Below are 15,487 nucleotides of genomic sequence, written 5' to 3' on the forward strand. Positions count from 1 at the left end.
AGGGCCTGTCCGGCTTCCCGGTCGGGGCCTGTCCGGCCTCCAGGTCGGGCCCGGACGCCCGTAGGCGCGGGGTCGCACGACAGGAAGCCGTGGGCCTGGCCACAATCGGGCCGCGAACGGGCTCCAGGCGGGCCGTTTCTGGGGATGGACTGTTCATGTCGCACCTTCGCTCCCGGGACTACGAGCGCATGCTCGACCTCGCCGTCGCCGTACTCGAAAGCAAAGACCCCGACGCGCTCCAGCACCTGGTGGCGGCGCACCTGCTCGAGACCTTCGGCTGCGGCACGGTGATCCTCGCGAGGTTCGATGTGACGAGCCTGGTGGGGCGGGGCAGCGGGGCCGACGGCTGGGCGCCCACGTCGATCGGCCCGGACGTGGACGACCTCGTCGTGCGCCGGGCGCGCCAGCGGCACCCCCTGGTCGGCTACCTCGGCGCGGGCGGGCTTCGGCCGGTGACCATGGACCGGATCTGCGACGGCTGGCGCAACACCCGCTGTTTCAGCGAGGCCCGCCACGACTTCGGTACGACGCGTCAGCTGGGCATCCCCCTTCCGAGCGACGGAAACGTGATGCGCGCGGTGTCCCTGGGGCGCAAGGGGCGGGACTTCAGCACGCGGGAGCTGGCGTTCGCGGCGCGGATCCAGCCGCTGCTGCTGAGCGCGGAGAACCACATCCAGGAACTGCGGAGCCTGCGGCGGGCGACGGCACCGGACGGGGACGACTCCTCGGCGGCGGCCCTGCTGCCCGCCGCCGAGCACGGTCTGACACCCCGTGAACAGACGGTCCTGGGCCTGGTCGCCCAGGGACTGACGGCGGACGTGATCGGCCGCCGCCTCACGATCTCGCCGCACACGGTCAACCGCCACCTGGAGAAGATCTACCGCAAGCTGGGCACGAACAACCGGGTGTCGACGGTGGTGCAGGCGAGGCGGGCGGGGCTGGTGCCGTGAGCAGTGGGACCGCCAGCCGTGTGACCAGGGGGTTCACGCCCTTCGGAGCCCGGCACTCCGGATAGGTAGTTCTTCCTATGGCGGCCGGACGGTGATCCCCCTGATGCTTGAGGAAGAGGCAGGGCGCCGGCGCCGACCACGGGGGAGTGGGCGTCGGCGCCCCTCCTGCTGTCTTCCTCCCGCTTCCTCCCCCTTCCTCCCGGGGCCGGGCCCCGGGCCTCTTCCGGCCGCCCTCCGCTCGCCGCCGGAAGTCGCGTGTCCCGGAAAACTCCACCGAATTGACGTGCGATTATGTGGCGTCGGTGTGTCGCTCGGTAACGGGTGTGGGCGCGCCGACGTGACGGACGTAGGACCTCGGCGGGGGAGACGGCGATGGGCGACAGCCCTGGCGACGGCAAGGTACTGGACATCAAGACGGCGGACCTGAAGTCCTCGGCGCCGGTCTTCCACGAGCAGGGTCAGAAGCTGAGCGAGGCGCTCACCAAGCTCGTCACCACACTGGACGGGCTGGGCAAGCCCTGGGGCAACGACGACGCCGTCAAGGAGTTCGCGGCCGAGTACCCCAAGCAGCAGACCGCCATCGAGAAGGCGACGGGCACCCTCGTCCTGGGCCTGGTCAGCATTCATCAGGCGATGGTCGACATGTCGGACGGTCACGTCGACAACGAGGCGCTGATCGCCGGGATGTTCACCAAGGAGAAGAACAAGGGCAAGGACGGCAAGTGAGCATCGCCGACGAGGCCAAGAACATCCTCGAGAAGCTGGGGCTCGACTGGCCCGACGGCGATCCGGGCAAACTGCGCAAGGCCGCCACCGCGTGGAACACCTTCGCCGACAGCGTCGACAAGGTGCGCACGCCCGTCAACACCACGGCACGCTCCCTCATCCACAACAACAAGGGTGAGGCGATCGAGGCGTTCGAGACGTTCTGGAACCGCTACGCCAACGGCGACAAGGGATGGCTGTTCGACGTCCCGAAGGCGGCCCGCCAGATGGCCAAGGCCCTGGAGAAGGTCGCGGACGCCATCGACGACGCGACCGACAAGCTGTGGACCCAGATCTGGATCGACGCCGGCGTCATCGTGGCGGGCGTCGGCCTGGCCTTCTTCACCGCCGGCCTCTCGACCGCGGCCTCGGCGACCGCCGCCGCGGCCATCATCGAGCTGGGCACCACCGTGGGCATCGCCATCTCCACCGTGGTCGCCGAGGTCGCCGCGACGACGCTGGTCGCGGCCGCGTTCGGCGGGGTGGAGGCCGTCACCGTCGAGCTGGCCGTCGCCCAGACCCTCAAGATCAGCACCGGCCTCCAGGACGGCGTGAGCCTGGACGACATCAACGCCGCGGCCAAGAACGGCATGATCTACGGCGGTGCCTTCGGCGGCTTCGGCTCCCTGGCGAAGAACAGCGTCCAGGTGGGCGGCCTGGGCCCGCTGCTCAGGGGCGCCCGCCCCAACCTCCTGGACGTGGGCACGGTCGGCCGCCCCAAGGCGAACGTCAAGGAGTGCCTGGACCCGATCGACGTCGCGACGGGCGCCATGACGCTGACGCAGACGGACGTCACCCTGCCCGGCGCCCTGCCCCTGGTCGTGTCGCGCACGCACCTCTCGACATACCGGTCGGGCGGTTGGTTCGGCCCGACATGGGCCTCCACCCTCGACGAGCGCGTACAACTGGACGCCGAGGGCGTCGTCTTCGTGGCGGCCGACGGGATGCGCCTGGTCTATCCGGTGCCGCGGCCCGGCACCCCGACCCTGCCGGTCAAGGGCCCGCGCTGGCCCCTGGAGTGGGACGGCAAGCCCGACGGCGTGGTGACGGTCACCGACCCGTTCACCGGAGTCGTCCGCACCTTCGGCAACCCGGCCCCCACGGACGTACCCGGCGCGATCCAGCTCCCCTTGGACAGCCTGCACGACCGCAACGACGCACGCGTCGACATCGAACGCACGGCGAAGGGCGTTCCGTACGGCATCCGCCATTCCGGCGGGTACTACGTCGCCATCGAGACCGAGGCCACCCGGATCACCGGCCTCCGCCTCCTGGACGAGGCGCCGTCGCTGTACGACCCGGCGGCACCGGCGGGCCGGGGGAGGGCCCTGGTCTCCTACGGGTACGACGCCGGGGGAAACCTCACGGAGGTCACCAACTCCAGTGGCAAACCCCTGTGCTTCGCCTACGACGCCGAGGGCCGGATCACCTCCTGGACCGACCGGAACGCCTCCTCGTACGCCTACTTCTACGACGAGCGCGGCCGCGTCGTCCGCACGGAAGGCAGCGACGGGTTCCTGTCCGGCAGCCTCGCCTACGACGACGAGACCCGCACGACCACGGTCACGGACTCCCTGGGTAACCGGCAGACGCTGCGGTACAACTCCGACGCTCTCGTCGTCGAGGAGACCGACGCGCTGGGCCACACCACGCTGACGGAATGGGACGAACGCGGCGAGAACCGCCTCTCGGTGACCGACCCGCTGGGTCGCACGACGCGCTACGCCTACGACGAGGCCGGGAACCTCGTCGAGGTGGTCCTCCCCGACGGCAGCACCGGCACGGCGGTCCACAACGAACAGTGCCGGCCGGTCGAGGTCACCGAGCCGGGCGGGGCGGTCTGGCGGCACACGTACGACGAGCGGGGCAATCCGCTCACCACCACGGATCCCGCCGGGGCGGAAACCCGCTACGGCTATGACGAACTGGGGCATCTGGCCTCGGTCACCGACGCGCTGGGCCATACCCGGCACATCGCCTGTGACCCGGCCGGCCTGCCCCTCGTTGTCACCGACCCGCTCGGCCATGCCACGACTGTCCGGCGTGACGCCTTCGGCCGGGTCACCGAGGCGGTCGACCCCCTGGGCCACAGCACCCGCATGGGGTGGACCACGGAAGGCAGGCCCAGCTGGCGTGAACACCCTGATGGCACACGCGAGAGCTGGACCTGGGATGGCGAGGGCAACATCCTCAGCCACACGGACACGACCGGGAACATCACCAGGCACACCGCGGGCAGGTTCGACCTGCCCGCGTCCCGTACGGACCCCGACGGTACGACGTACACCTTCGCGTACGACACCGAGCTGCGTTTGGTCGGCGTCACCAACCCGCAAGGGCTGACATGGTCGTACGAGTACGACGCGGCGGGTCGGCTCGTGGCGGAGTCGGACTTCAACGGGCGGACCCTGGCCTATGCCTTCGACGCGGTCGGCGACCTGGCCTCCCGCACGAACGGTGCGGGCGAGACCCTGCGCTACATCCGCGACGCGTTGGGCCGCACCACGGAGCAGCGTGGGGACACGGGCGGTACCACTGCGTTCACGTACGACGGCTCGGGCGGCCTGCTCCGCGCCGTGAACGCTGATGCGGAGATCGTCTACGAGCGGGACGTGCTCGGACGTGTGTTGTCGGAGACGGTGAACGGCCGTACGACGACCTACGCATACGACGAACTGGGCCGTCGCACGCGCCGGGTCACTCCGTCCGGCCTCGCCTCGGTCTGGACGTACGACGTGGCAGGTCGCCCGGCGGAACTGCGCGGCGACGCCGGTGCCCTGAGCTTCACCTATGACGCGGCCGGCCGAGAGACGGAACGCCGCCTGGGTCAGGACGTCGCCCTCACCCAGCGGTGGGACGGCAACGACCGTCTGACAGCGCAGGTGGTCCGAGGGGGTGAGCGTCTCCTTCAGCACCGCGAGTACGCGTACCGGGAGGACGGCTACCTCACCGAGATCCGTGAACTCACGTCGGGAACGAGACGCTTCGATCTCGACAGCACCGGTCGCGTCATGAAGGTGAACGCCCATGGCTGGACCGAACGGTACGCCTACGACGGAGCAGGCAACCTCACCCGCGCCTCGGCACCCGCCCATGCGGCTCCAGGGGAAAGGGAATTCGAAGGCACGTTGATCCGTCGCGCGGGTCGTACCTCCTACGAACACGATTCCCAGGGCCGCCTGACGCGCAAGGTCCGCAGACTCCTCAACGGCAAGACACGGACCTGGGCCTACAACTGGGACGCGGAAGACCGGCTGACGGAGGCGGTGACCCCGGAAGGTGAGCGCTGGCGGTACGCGTACGACCCCCTGGGGCGGCGGCTCTCCAAGGCGCGGGTAGCGGGTGACGGGACCGTCGAGGACGTGTCCTTCACGTGGGACGGTGCCCGCGTGGCCGAGCGGACGACCTCTCGGGGCGAGGTCACGACCTGGGACTACGCGCCAGGAACTCCCCGCCCGTTGACGCAGACGGACCACAGGCCATTGGTGCGTTCGCCGGGCGAGTCGGTGATCGAACAATTTTCGAGTGAGGCGGCCGACCCCGGCCACGGCATGCGCTTCCACGCCGTGGTCACGGACCTGGTCGGTTCACCCACCGAGCTCATAACACCGCAGGGCGAGCTCGCGTGGCAGCGCAGGACGACGCTGTGGGGTACGGATCTGCCTGCCCCGAGCGACGGCTCCGTCGATTGCCCGCTGCGCTTCCCGGGCCAGTTCTTCGATCCCGAGACGGGGTTGCACTACAACTATTTCCGGTACTACGACCCGGAGGCCGCGCGATACGTGACGGCCGACCCGCTGGGTCTGGCTCCTGCTCCCAACCATCACGCTTATGTGTCGACCCCCCACGTCGTCGGGGACCCTCTGGGCCTGGCGCCGGAAGAATGCACGAAGGCGCAGAAGCCCCAGAAGCCTCAGAAGAAGAAGGAATACCCCACTCTCAATGAATTGGGGAAGGTCGGCAAGGATGCGAACCAAGATATCGTTTCAGGAGGGGTGAGTGGGCAGCGTCTGGCTGATCAGCTACGTCGCGAATCAGTGGGATCGGTCTTCACTTCCGATGGGAAATTGAGACCTCAGGTCATATCTGAGTCCCGTCTTGTGATTCCGGGGGAAGAGCTTAACAATCCCCATGTCAGGGCACATCTGACCTCGGGTGGAGGGTCGATGTCCGACTGGGGCAAGTACACCACGCGAACGCACCAGAGTCCGTATGGTGATTTCCAGGTGCACTATTACTACAACGAAAAAACCGGAGCTGTGGCGTATGATTCGGACTACAAGATGGTCATGAACCGGAGATGATGAAATGCTCGTGAGGGTCGATCGTGATCGAATCCAGGGGGAGGGGCTTGATATGAGCCCTCTGCGCGGCGGCGAGGAGTACGCCGTACTGGAAATGTACGCGAAGTTCGGGGGCCGGAACTATTATCGAATCGATCCGATGGACGGTTCTGCCCCCGCTTTGTTCGACACTCGCGGCTTTTCGGTCATCTCTCCGTCCGTCTCCCGGCTCTGGGTCGCGGGGTCCAGTGATGAGGGTTCCCTGTTCCTGCGCCCGGAAGAATGGGCTGCACCGGGTTTCTGGGAGGCGTACTTCGATGGCGAGGACTGGGCTGAAGAGGGCTATGTGTCCCTTCGGGACGCCCTTGTGAATGAGGCCGCCCCAAACCCAAATTCGTGAACCGTGCATTGTAGGGCGAAGGTCATGCGATTCGAGTCCTCGGGCATGAATCACCTGATGTCAGCCCATCAGGTGCCGTCTTAACGAGGAGTCGGGGGCAGGTGGACGTACTTTCCTCGGCGGAGCTTCCCGGCCGGTTCGCCTACCCGAAGGAGTTCCTTCGGGCGGTGGAATCCGGTCTGGTCGGTCTTGAGCCGTGGTGGCTCTTGGAAGGGCGGAACCTCCGGGCCCGCGCGGCCGGGATGCGCGAGCGTTTCCCCGGACGCCGGCTCGTCCCTTTCGCCCGGCGCGAGGACAACGACGACGTGGCGTGCTGGGACCTTGACAGCGGATCGGTGCGCGTCATCCATGACTTCACCGCCCCCGGGTGGGAGAACCGGCGTGAATTCGTCGACTTCTATGCCTGGTTGCGCGCGGCCCTGGAGGACTTCATGGAGTTCGAGCAGTGACAAGCGGCGCTTCGGGCTGGATCTCCGGCGACGAAGAGGAGTGCGTGCTCGTCAACGCCCGTGAGATGGCGCCCCTGTGGTCCGTCCTGGCCGACTGGACCGGCAGCGAGGACGAGGCGGAGTGGGCCGTTGCCGCGCCGGCCTTCGCCGAGATCATCAGGCGCTGGGACAAGGCCGGGTACGTGCACGTCTACTGCGGCGGCGAGTGGCCGGCCCACGAGGGCGGGGAGCGCGTCACCGGCGAGGCGCTTGAGGCGTTGCTGCGGAACCCGTCCACGTGGGAGTACCGGGAACATCCGCCGGTGGTTGGGCTTCTTGTGTCGGAGGCGGCACCCTATTTCGAGCCGTACGACACCCGGTGAGCAGATCAAGTCTGGCCCTGGGTAAGCGCGCCGGCTTTTATGTGGGATATGAGGGGGCGGAGTCTGTCCGGGGTCGTCGTGAGGATCGCTTCCGGCGCTTCGCTTTCGCGGAGGTGGATCGTTCCCCTGGGGGTCGCGGCGACGTAGACGCACGAGGACGCCTCCTGGCTGTAGGAGGACTTCTGCCAGTGGAGTATGGGCACGTTCTTCACCTCGCGGATTCTCGGGCGACGCGGTGGATGAGGTCGCGTGAAGCGGCCGGTGGGAGTGCCGCGTTCTCCATGCGGTCCAAGACCAGGCGGTACTTCTGGAGTTGCGCCGCGCTGTCGATCAGCGCGCCCCCGTGCTCGGTGTCGATCTGCACGGTGTCGAGTTGGGTGACCGGGCCGTGCAGGTAGTCGACCCCCTGGCCCGATGTGGGGAAGGGGCGGCCGCCGAAGGGGATGACCGCGATGGTGATGTTGTCCCGCTCGCTCATGCTGAGCAGATGGTCGAGCTGCCCGTCCGCCGTCGCCGTGCCTCCGAAGCGCATGCGGAGCGCGGCTTCGTGGATGATCGCCGTGTACGGCGGCGGGTTGTCCCGGTAAAGGATCGCCTGCCGTTTGATCCGGTGCGAGACGCGAAACTCAAGGTCGTGCGGTAGCAGCGGCGGTACCGCCTCGTGGAAGATGGCGCGGGCGTAGTCCGCGGTTTGCAGCAGGCCGGGAATGTTGATGACCTGGGCCACGCGCAGCGAGGTGGCGTGGTGCTCCAGCTCGGCGAGATCGATCAGGCCTGCAGGCAGCGTCTCGCGGTACTCCTCCCACCAGCCTCGTCGGCGCTCGCCCGTCATGGAGGCGAGGGCGTCGATCAGGGATTGGTTCGAGCAGTCGTAGTTGCGGGCCAAGGCGCGGACGCGTTCCGCGCTGACGCCGTAGCGCCCCGCCTCGATGTTGCTGACACGGGACTGGGTGATGCCGAGCCGCATGCCGGCCTCCGTGGCGGACAGATCCGCCCGCTCCCGGAGTCTCCGCAGCTCGGTGCCGAGGCGGCGTCTCCGAACGGTCGGGAGAGGGGTGCTCGGTGGCATGGTGCTCCTCCGGGATTCGCACATGGGTATGCGGCTGTCGCTCGTTCCGGTCTCGTGGGCTGTAGCTCACGGATTTCATGGAACGTAGTCCATGAACGGGGCTACGGTGTGGCGCAAGCCACTGCGCGTGGCTCAACTCCACTCTTCGCCAGGAGACTTGCATGGCCACCGTATCCGCGCCGCCGCCCTGGACGTACACCCTCGAACTGCCGCGCGACCCCCGCGCGCCCGGGATCGCCCGGGCCACGCTCCGGGCCGTTCTCGGCGGGCACGGGATGAGGGAACTCGCCGACACCGCTGAACTGTTGGTCTCCGAGCTCGTCACCAACGCCTATCGGCACACGGACGGGCCCTCGTCGCTGCGGCTTCGGGGGGTTGAGGGGCTCGAAGGGCAGCGGTTGCGGGTGAGTGTGTGGGACACGAGCCCCGACGTGCCGGCGCTCTTCGAGGAGGCCGAGGCCGCCGCGGCGCGGGCGGAATCCGGGCGGGGGCTGCTGCTCGTGCGGCGGTGCGCCAGTACGTGGGGGAGTCACCGCTTCGACCTCGGGCGGTTCGGGGCCGCCGGGGGGAAGATCCTTTGGTTCGAGCTCGCTCACGAGAGGTGGCGGGAGGCCCGTACTCCCTCTGCCTCGCCCCTCGGGTGCCGCGAATGCGCCCACCTGGAGGCCGAGCGGCGCCGTCTCGCGGCCGACGGCGACGGCGAGAAGGCCGTCGACGCCGGGATCGCCGTGCGGCGGCACTTCCGGAGCGCCCACCTCCTCCCGAAGGGCGCGGTCTGGTGACCGGGCAGCCGACCCCGGGTGGCTGCACGCACCGCGCCGGATGGGCCCCTACCGCCGCGGGCGCGTCGCGGTGCGCCCACTGCGGTACGCGCCGCTTCGCCGACTACGCGGCCCTGCTCCTGCCCGAGGCCCCTCAGGTCGTCACCCTGAGCGCCGCCGAGCGCTGGGCGGCCGACCGGGCGGCGGCCGGGAGGGTGCTCGCCGCCCTCACCCTCACCCACCGCCGCGTGAACTACTCGCAGCCCGACTCGATCTTCCGGAAATTCGCGTAGTGGTCGCCCGTGTACCAAACCGTGTGCGCGTTCTCGTCGCGGACGATCCGTTCGGCGTCCCGGCGCGTCCCGCGCGGCCGCGGATTGACGTCGTATTCGCGGTAATGCCCCGCCGACGGCAGGTCCCCGCTGAGGTTGCGGTAGACGTTGCTGCCGCGGATGACCCGGGTGGAGCCCGGCACCTCGTAGTCACGGGCGCGGGGAGCCGTCGGCCAGGTCAGGCCCTTCCAGATGCCGCACGCCTTCCCGACCTGCGCCGGGAATCGCTCCACCGGCCACGGCGGGTCGTAGACGTCGGCCCGGCCTGCCGCCCAGCCGTGGGTGGCCACGGCGTTCGCCGGGGGCGGTTCGGGAATTCCCGCCGCCGTCAGGATGGGAATACCGGCGATCGTCACGAACAGCGCGGCCGTGGCCACGGGAGGCGTTCTCAGAAAAGCTTTCACGCGTGGTCAACAGGGAGTGACGCATTCGCGATACGAGCTCTCACACGGACGGCCTCACCTCGTGCCCGAATGCAGCGACATCAGCGCTACCGACGCCACGATCATGATCAGGCCGAACGGGATCATCACCACTCCCAGGAACCGCAGATACCCCGCCGTCCCGGTGAACGGCACGAACACCGGCTCCAGGCGCCCGTTCGCCTGATGGATGAGTTCCAGCTTCTTGTGCACCCGCGCCACCCGGCGGGTCACCACCCCCCGCACGTTGAAGGCGATCACGACGCCGGACACGACCGCGGCGGTGCCGAACAGAAGGAAGAAGATGTCGATCATGGAGGGCATCAGCGGATCCTAGCCCCTGGGTTCCCTGCCCCTACGCCCTACTCTTCCTCCCAGCCCACCGTCCGCCAAGGGCTCTCCGGGTCCGTCGTCAGGAGCCGGTGCGGCTCCAGTACCGCCGTGTACCACTCCCCGAACTCCTCCGTGTCGAAGCGGAGTACGCGCCCCAGGGCGTACCCCGCCGAGAAGTCCTCCCAGGAGTCGTACGCCTCGCGGCAGGCCCCGCCGGCGCGGAGGATCGCGCCCTCGGCCGCCTCCGCCGGGCAGAGCCTGGCGCTCAGACCCCAGCGGGCGAAGCCGACCGCGCGCCCGTAGTCGTAGCCGACGGCACTGCGGACGTACCCGTCGGGCGCCAGGAGGCCGTCCGCGCGGAAGCGGGCCTCGTAACGGAGGACGCGGCCGATGACGTCCTGGACGGCGGCGCCCGCCTCCGGGATCTCCAGTTCGTCGAGGACGGCGGCGCAGGCGCGGCGCCAGGCGTCCGCGCCGAGGGTTGCGGCGTCGTGGGAGAGCTCGCGCCGGACCCGGAGGGCGAGTTCGGGTTCCGGAGGGCTGTTGCGGGCGGCCAGCAGGGCGTTCATCTGGATCTGCCACTCCTGGGGCGTCCCGGTTCCCCAGTTGTCCCGGAGCAGGTGGACGTCCCGCTCGTAGTCGCGGTAGACGTCCCCGATCTCGTTCCACAGCACGCCGTTGGTCACCGACAGATGCGCCCCGCAGGCCAGGGCATGGGCGAGCGGACCCGACCGCGGGCCCGTCAGCTTGGTGAGCAGGGTCGGGGGACGGTCCGTGTCCGCCGCCCGTGCCGCCTTCTTCCAGCGTCGGCGGTCCCACGGGCGGGCCCGCAGCCGCATGCCGGACGGGGAGCCCGGATTCACGTAGAGGGAGAAGCGGGCGTCCGGCCAGTGCTCGGCCAGGTCCGCCAGCGTCCGGCACGAGGCCACCGACCCCGCGTGGCGGGGCGGCCGTTCCCCGGTGGTGCGGACGGCGACGCACCAGTTCCCCAGCTCGTCCTCCGTGGTCCGCCAGGACCGGGCGCCGCCCGCGTCGACCTCGTCCTTCGCCAGGTACAGGTACAGATCGGTCTCCGCGAGGACGCGCAGATAGCCCTTCTCGTCTCCGGCGAGCGCGGCGTCCCGCAGCCGCCGCTCGACCTCGGTCGGGGGTTGCCAGGTGCGGCGGGCCGCCAGCGCGCGTGTTCTTGGGGGTGTCGACGTCACCGGGACACCCTAGGACCGCGGGTACTCCCGGCTCCGAGGAGGGCCGGGGGTACCCGCGGGAGGGAGGGCGGCGGCCGTGCGGCAGCACGGCCGTTCACCTATACGAAGCCGGTCGCGCGCCCCGTCCTTGTACGAAGCCGACCGTACGTCCGGCCCTCAAGCCGCACGCCCTTCCCTCACCCGTACGCCCTTCCCTCACCCACACGCCCTCCCGTTCCTGTCCGGGTCCAGCCCCAGCGGGTCGTCCTTCCCGTTGACCCTCAGGTCCTTGTAGCCGTGCGACGTCAGCCACGCGCAACGCCCCGCCGTCGTCGACGGCACCGACTTCGGGAACTTCGTCGGCACGCACACGTTCTCCGTGCCGTAGTGGCGGTCGCAGCCCGCGATCTGGGTGTCGACCGTCTTCGACGTGTGCTTCTCCTGCGGCTTCTTGGCCGCCGAAACCGGCAGCTTGGACGCGAAGTCGTGGACCATCGGCCCCGCCGCGGGGGCCATGGCCTCCGGGCCGCCGAGGTGGACCCAGGTGGCCACCGACGGAACGCCGGCCGCGTCGACCGCGTACAGCATGTACCAGCCGGGCGGCGCCAGGTTGGGGTTGCTGGTGACGTTGAGGTCGATGGTGGTGCCGTCCGCGCCGACCGTCATCGGCAGGTCGACGAAGCGCTGGTTGGGGTCGGAGGAGTGGGTGACGGCCGCCGGGCGGATCAGCTCGGCCTTGACGATCGGCCGGTCCACCGTGACGCGCTGCGTGCTCGCGTACTGCCACTTGTCCGTGGCGACCGAGGTGATCTGGGGCCGCGCGCCCTTGTAGAGGTACGGCGGGGTGTAGATCGACACGTGGTCGTCGAACGAGCCGTTGCCCGGGTTGTCACCGACCGCCATCACCCTGCCGTCCGGCAGCAGGAACGCGGACGAGTGGTACGTACGCGGGATCGGATCCGTGGCCAGGCCCGCCTGGAAGGTGTTCGCCGCCGGGTTGAACATCGACGCCTCGAACACCGGATCCGCCCGGTCGTGCAGCCCGCCGCCCGTCTCCAGCACCTTGCCGTCGGGCATCAGCACCGCCGACACGTACATCTTGCCCTGCGCGCCCGTCTGCGGCTTCTTGCCCTGCCCCTGGTCCACGGTGCCCTGGGGGATCAGCGGCCCCGGAGCGTACCGAGGAGTGGGCTTCTTGAGGTCGATGATGTCGGTGAAGCGGTTGGCCTCGGGGTTGGTGTTGACGTTGCCGCCGCCCATGGTCAGCACGCGCTGGTCCTGAGCCGGCGGCAGCAGCACGCTCGCCGACTGGTCGCGGTGGTCCTTGTCCTGGAGTCCGGGGACGTCCGTGACGGTGTTCCGGTCGTAGTCGTAGACCGACGCGCCCGTCCCCGGGGTGCCGTTGCCGAAGACATGGCTGCCGGAGTAGAAGAGCCGCCCGTCCTGCATGAGGATCATGGACGGGTAGAGGCCCCAGTACGACCAGGTCTGGTTGACCTCGTTCATCGGCAGCCACTTCTGCCGCGCCTGGCTGAACCGCTCGGCCGTCACACTGCCCGTCGAGTCCTCGCGCAGCCCGCCGAAGGTGATCACGTCGCCGTTGCCGAGGAGCGTGGCCGAGGGGTACCAGTGACCGTCGTTGAGGTCGTTGGTCCTGATGTACGTCTCGCTCGACGGGTCGAAGATATAACTGTCCTTGAAGCCCTCGTAGCCGTGGCTGCCGTCCGCCGCCGGGTACGCCTTGTTGCCGCTCATGATCAGCACACGGCCGTCGGAGAGCTGGACGTGGCCCGCGCAGAACATGTCGACGGGGGTCGGGATCGTCTTCATCCCGCCCGTCTTCGGGTCGTACACCGCCGAGGTGAAGGTGCCCGCCTTGAACAGCTCGGGGTCGTTGCCGGAGCCCGCGACGAGCAGCACCTTGCCGTTGTGGAGGACGACCGAGTGCATGCTGCGCACCGGGTTCTTGAAGGGCATCACCGCCCAACTGCCCTTGGCGCACGCCGCGCCCGCCGTGCAGACGTCGCCGGGCGCGGGCTGGGTGGCGTCCTCCATGGCGAAGTCGTCGGTGGTCACGTTGCCCGTGCCGTAGACGGAGACGCCCCAGGTGATCTGATCCGTGCCGGGCGGCACGACGGGCGTACGGACCTCCGCGCGGGCGTAGCCGGAGCTGACCGGCAGCGTCTTGAGGTCCGTCCAGTACTGCCAGCCGTCCTTCACGTCATGCCGGAAGACGGTGACGGAGGCGTCCGGAGTGGTGCTCTTGTACCAGAGCGACAGGTCGTACTGGTGGGACGGCGTCACATTGGGCGCGCAGGAGGTGTCCTCCAGCATCAGCGCCTTGCGGTCACCGCTGACCCGGCGGGTCAGCGTGACGGACATGGCCCTCTTCCCGCTGTGCGCGTCGCCCGTCGTGGCGTACGTGAAGTCGTTGTCGCCCCAGCCGGACTTCTCCCAGCACGTCGGCTCCCCGTTCGACCGTAAGGCCTCGAAACCGGGGTTGACGACCAGGTTCGAACCCGCCTCGGCCGGGACCGGCGCGGACAGCAGCAGGCCGAAGGAAGCGGAGGAGGCCAGGAGCGTCGCCGCGGCGAGCCGGGCCCGCCGGGCGCGCCTCGTCCGCCGCCCGGCCGTGAGCGGTGGCGGGGGCGGTGGCGGCGAGGGTGGCTCGGCGGACGCCGGAGGGGTCAGCGGTGGCATGTGCGGTTCCCTTCCCCACGGTCCTCGGTGGCGGCGCGCCGGCGCCGTACGGTCCCGTGGCGGTGCTTGCGGCTCTCGTGCCCGGCCCCGCCCTCACGGGCCGGCGCCGGCTTGCTCTTGCGTGGCAGGTAGACGAGGGCCTCCGTGGCCGCGAAGCGCAGCACGAAGGTGGTGAGCAGGGCGATCACCGTGGCGGGCAGCACCCCGAGGCGGAGCGAGCCCACGAGAAAGGCGATCAGGGGGATGCGCAGCAGCAGATCGGCGTTGGCCAGCAGCGCGAAACGGCCGACCCGGTCCGCCCAGTGGCGGTGCCGCCGCCGGTCGCGGAACAGCAGCACCTCGATGAGCAGGAAGTTCCACAGCACACCGAACTGGTTGGCGACGATCTCCGCCGGGAGGTAGTGCAGCCCGGCGGTGGTCAGGAGATGGAGCCCCAGGAGGTTCGGCAGGAAGCCGGTGAGGCCGATGAGGCCGAAGAGGAGCATCCGGGCAACGGAGGACGCCGTGCGCAGGGTGGTGAGATGGCCGAGGAACCGCAGGCCCTCGCGGGCCGTGGACTTGGACTCGCCCGCGAAGCGTTCCTGGAAGGCGAACGGCAGCTCGGTGACGGCCGCCGGCCGGCAGCGTACGGCCAGCTCCAGCAGGATCTTGTAGCCCAGCGGCCGGAGGGCGCCGGCGTCGGCCGCCGCCACGGCCTCGCGGCGGATCGCGAAGAAGCCGCTCATCGGATCGCTGACGCCCTTCAGCAGGCGCGGGAAGGCGCCCTTGGCCAGCCAGGTCGCGGCCCGCGAGACCGCGACGCGGTAGCCGCCGGCCAGCCCGGCGCGGCTGCCCCCGGGGCGGTAACGGCTGGCGACGACCAGGTCGGCGCCCTCCCGGATGCCCGCCTCGACCAGCTCCGGGACCAGCGCGGGCGGGTGCTGGAGGTCGGCGTCCATCACGACGAACCAGCCGGGCTCCGGCGCGCCCCCGCGCAGCCCGCCCCGCATGCCCTCGACGACCGCGCCGCCGAGCCCGCCGACGGGCTCCCGGCGGTGGATGACGGAGACGGGGTACGGGCACGAGCGCGCCGCCTCCCGGACGGCCTCCACGGTGTCGTCCGTGCTGTCGTCGACGAAGAGCACGTCGCAGGGGAAGCGCGAGGGGAGCGCCTCGGTGAGGCGGCGCAGCAGCTCGCGGACGTTCCCCGACTCGTTGAAGGTGGGCACGATGACGGTGACCGTCGCGGCGCGTGGCCCCGCGCCCGTGCCCGCACCGGGGGAGGGGAGCGCGGCCGGAAGGACGGCTCCCGGAGCGAAACCGGAACCGGCCGGGAAGCCAGGACCCGGAGGGAAAGCGGAATCCGGCGGATCCAACGGGTGGTCCGTCCCCGGCGGCAGCGTCGTACGGTCCGGCAGCGCCGTACCGTCCGCCACTCCCGCCTCCGGTGGTCCCACGTGACGGCCCCGGGATCGGGGTCGGGGCCGGGGTCGGGAAA

The 15,487-nt window shown here is 69.9% G+C and carries 15 protein-coding genes; 8 read left to right on the forward strand and 7 right to left on the reverse strand.

Features of this window, described 5'->3' with window-relative positions; all coding sequences use genetic code 11:
- Positions 1–155 precede the first annotated feature (155 nt).
- The 6 genes from LUZ64_RS01815 (at position 156) to LUZ64_RS01840 (ending at position 7,209) form a co-directional block, all read left to right on the forward strand.
- Positions 156–950 carry a helix-turn-helix transcriptional regulator gene (locus tag LUZ64_RS01815; protein ID WP_095584349.1) on the forward strand — a complete coding sequence of 265 codons (795 nt, stop codon included), beginning with the start codon at positions 156–158 and terminating at the stop codon, positions 948–950.
- A 372-nt stretch (positions 951–1,322) separates the two neighbouring features.
- Positions 1,323–1,676 carry a hypothetical protein gene (locus tag LUZ64_RS01820; protein ID WP_095584350.1) on the forward strand — a complete coding sequence of 118 codons (354 nt, stop codon included), beginning with the start codon at positions 1,323–1,325 and terminating at the stop codon, positions 1,674–1,676.
- Positions 1,673–6,019 (forward strand): DUF6531 domain-containing protein, encoded by a 4,347-nt coding sequence (locus LUZ64_RS01825; protein WP_095584351.1) that lies wholly within the window; start codon positions 1,673–1,675, stop codon positions 6,017–6,019. The genes LUZ64_RS01820 and LUZ64_RS01825 overlap by 4 nt, the downstream gene beginning before the upstream one ends.
- Before the next feature lie 52 nt (positions 6,020–6,071).
- Positions 6,072–6,398: a hypothetical protein gene (locus LUZ64_RS01830; protein ID WP_143593431.1), complete on the forward strand. Its 327-nt coding sequence runs from the start codon at positions 6,072–6,074 to the stop codon at positions 6,396–6,398.
- A 101-nt stretch (positions 6,399–6,499) separates the two neighbouring features.
- Positions 6,500–6,847: a hypothetical protein gene (locus LUZ64_RS01835; RefSeq protein ID WP_095584353.1), complete on the forward strand. Its 348-nt coding sequence runs from the start codon at positions 6,500–6,502 to the stop codon at positions 6,845–6,847.
- A complete protein-coding gene (locus tag LUZ64_RS01840; protein WP_095584354.1) occupies positions 6,844–7,209 on the forward strand; it encodes a hypothetical protein in 366 nt (121 codons plus the stop codon). Before LUZ64_RS01835 ends, LUZ64_RS01840 begins: the two co-directional genes overlap by 4 nt.
- 5 nt (positions 7,210–7,214) lie before the next feature.
- Here the strand turns inward: LUZ64_RS01840 and LUZ64_RS01845 are convergent, their stop codons facing one another.
- Together LUZ64_RS01845 and LUZ64_RS01850 are read right to left on the reverse strand one after the other, a co-directional pair.
- Positions 7,215–7,421 (reverse strand): DUF397 domain-containing protein, encoded by a 207-nt coding sequence (locus LUZ64_RS01845; protein ID WP_308251427.1) that lies wholly within the window; start codon positions 7,419–7,421, stop codon positions 7,215–7,217.
- Positions 7,418–8,278, reverse strand: a complete 861-nt coding sequence (locus LUZ64_RS01850; RefSeq protein WP_095584355.1) for a helix-turn-helix domain-containing protein — start codon at positions 8,276–8,278, stop codon at positions 7,418–7,420. Before LUZ64_RS01850 ends, LUZ64_RS01845 begins: the two co-directional genes overlap by 4 nt.
- A gap of 161 nt (positions 8,279–8,439) precedes the next feature.
- Between LUZ64_RS01850 and LUZ64_RS01855 the strand changes: the two genes are divergently transcribed.
- Together LUZ64_RS01855 and LUZ64_RS01860 are read left to right on the forward strand one after the other, a co-directional pair.
- Positions 8,440–9,060, forward strand: a complete 621-nt coding sequence (locus LUZ64_RS01855; RefSeq protein WP_095584356.1) for an ATP-binding protein — start codon at positions 8,440–8,442, stop codon at positions 9,058–9,060.
- The gene (locus LUZ64_RS01860; RefSeq protein ID WP_095584357.1) at positions 9,057–9,332 is read left to right on the forward strand and encodes a DUF6255 family natural product biosynthesis protein; all 276 of its coding nucleotides are present in this window, start codon (positions 9,057–9,059) and stop codon (positions 9,330–9,332) included. The genes LUZ64_RS01855 and LUZ64_RS01860 overlap by 4 nt, the downstream gene beginning before the upstream one ends.
- On the opposite strand, the gene LUZ64_RS01865 is transcribed toward LUZ64_RS01860, so the two are convergent.
- From LUZ64_RS01865 to LUZ64_RS01885, 5 genes are all read right to left on the reverse strand, one after another.
- Positions 9,293–9,748 (reverse strand): ribonuclease domain-containing protein, encoded by a 456-nt coding sequence (locus LUZ64_RS01865; protein ID WP_232390131.1) that lies wholly within the window; start codon positions 9,746–9,748, stop codon positions 9,293–9,295. The genes LUZ64_RS01860 and LUZ64_RS01865 overlap by 40 nt on opposite strands.
- A gap of 81 nt (positions 9,749–9,829) precedes the next feature.
- Entirely contained in the window at positions 9,830–10,117 is a 288-nt protein-coding gene (locus LUZ64_RS01870; RefSeq protein WP_095584358.1) for a hypothetical protein, read from the reverse strand.
- A 38-nt stretch (positions 10,118–10,155) separates the two neighbouring features.
- The gene (locus LUZ64_RS36845; protein ID WP_095584359.1) at positions 10,156–11,331 is read right to left on the reverse strand and encodes a DUF1266 domain-containing protein; all 1,176 of its coding nucleotides are present in this window, start codon (positions 11,329–11,331) and stop codon (positions 10,156–10,158) included.
- Between the two features lie 195 nt (positions 11,332–11,526).
- On the reverse strand, positions 11,527–14,010 hold the full coding sequence (locus LUZ64_RS01880; protein WP_095584360.1) for a galactose oxidase early set domain-containing protein: 2,484 nt from the start codon (positions 14,008–14,010) through the stop codon (positions 11,527–11,529).
- Positions 13,998–15,365 carry a glycosyltransferase gene (locus LUZ64_RS01885; protein ID WP_372472002.1) on the reverse strand — a complete coding sequence of 456 codons (1,368 nt, stop codon included), beginning with the start codon at positions 15,363–15,365 and terminating at the stop codon, positions 13,998–14,000. Before LUZ64_RS01885 ends, LUZ64_RS01880 begins: the two co-directional genes overlap by 13 nt.
- Positions 15,366–15,487 lie beyond the last annotated feature (122 nt).

The organism is Streptomyces albireticuli (genome assembly GCF_021228125.1).
In the GTDB taxonomy this organism is placed as follows: Bacteria; Actinomycetota; Actinomycetes; order Streptomycetales; family Streptomycetaceae; genus Streptomyces; species Streptomyces albireticuli.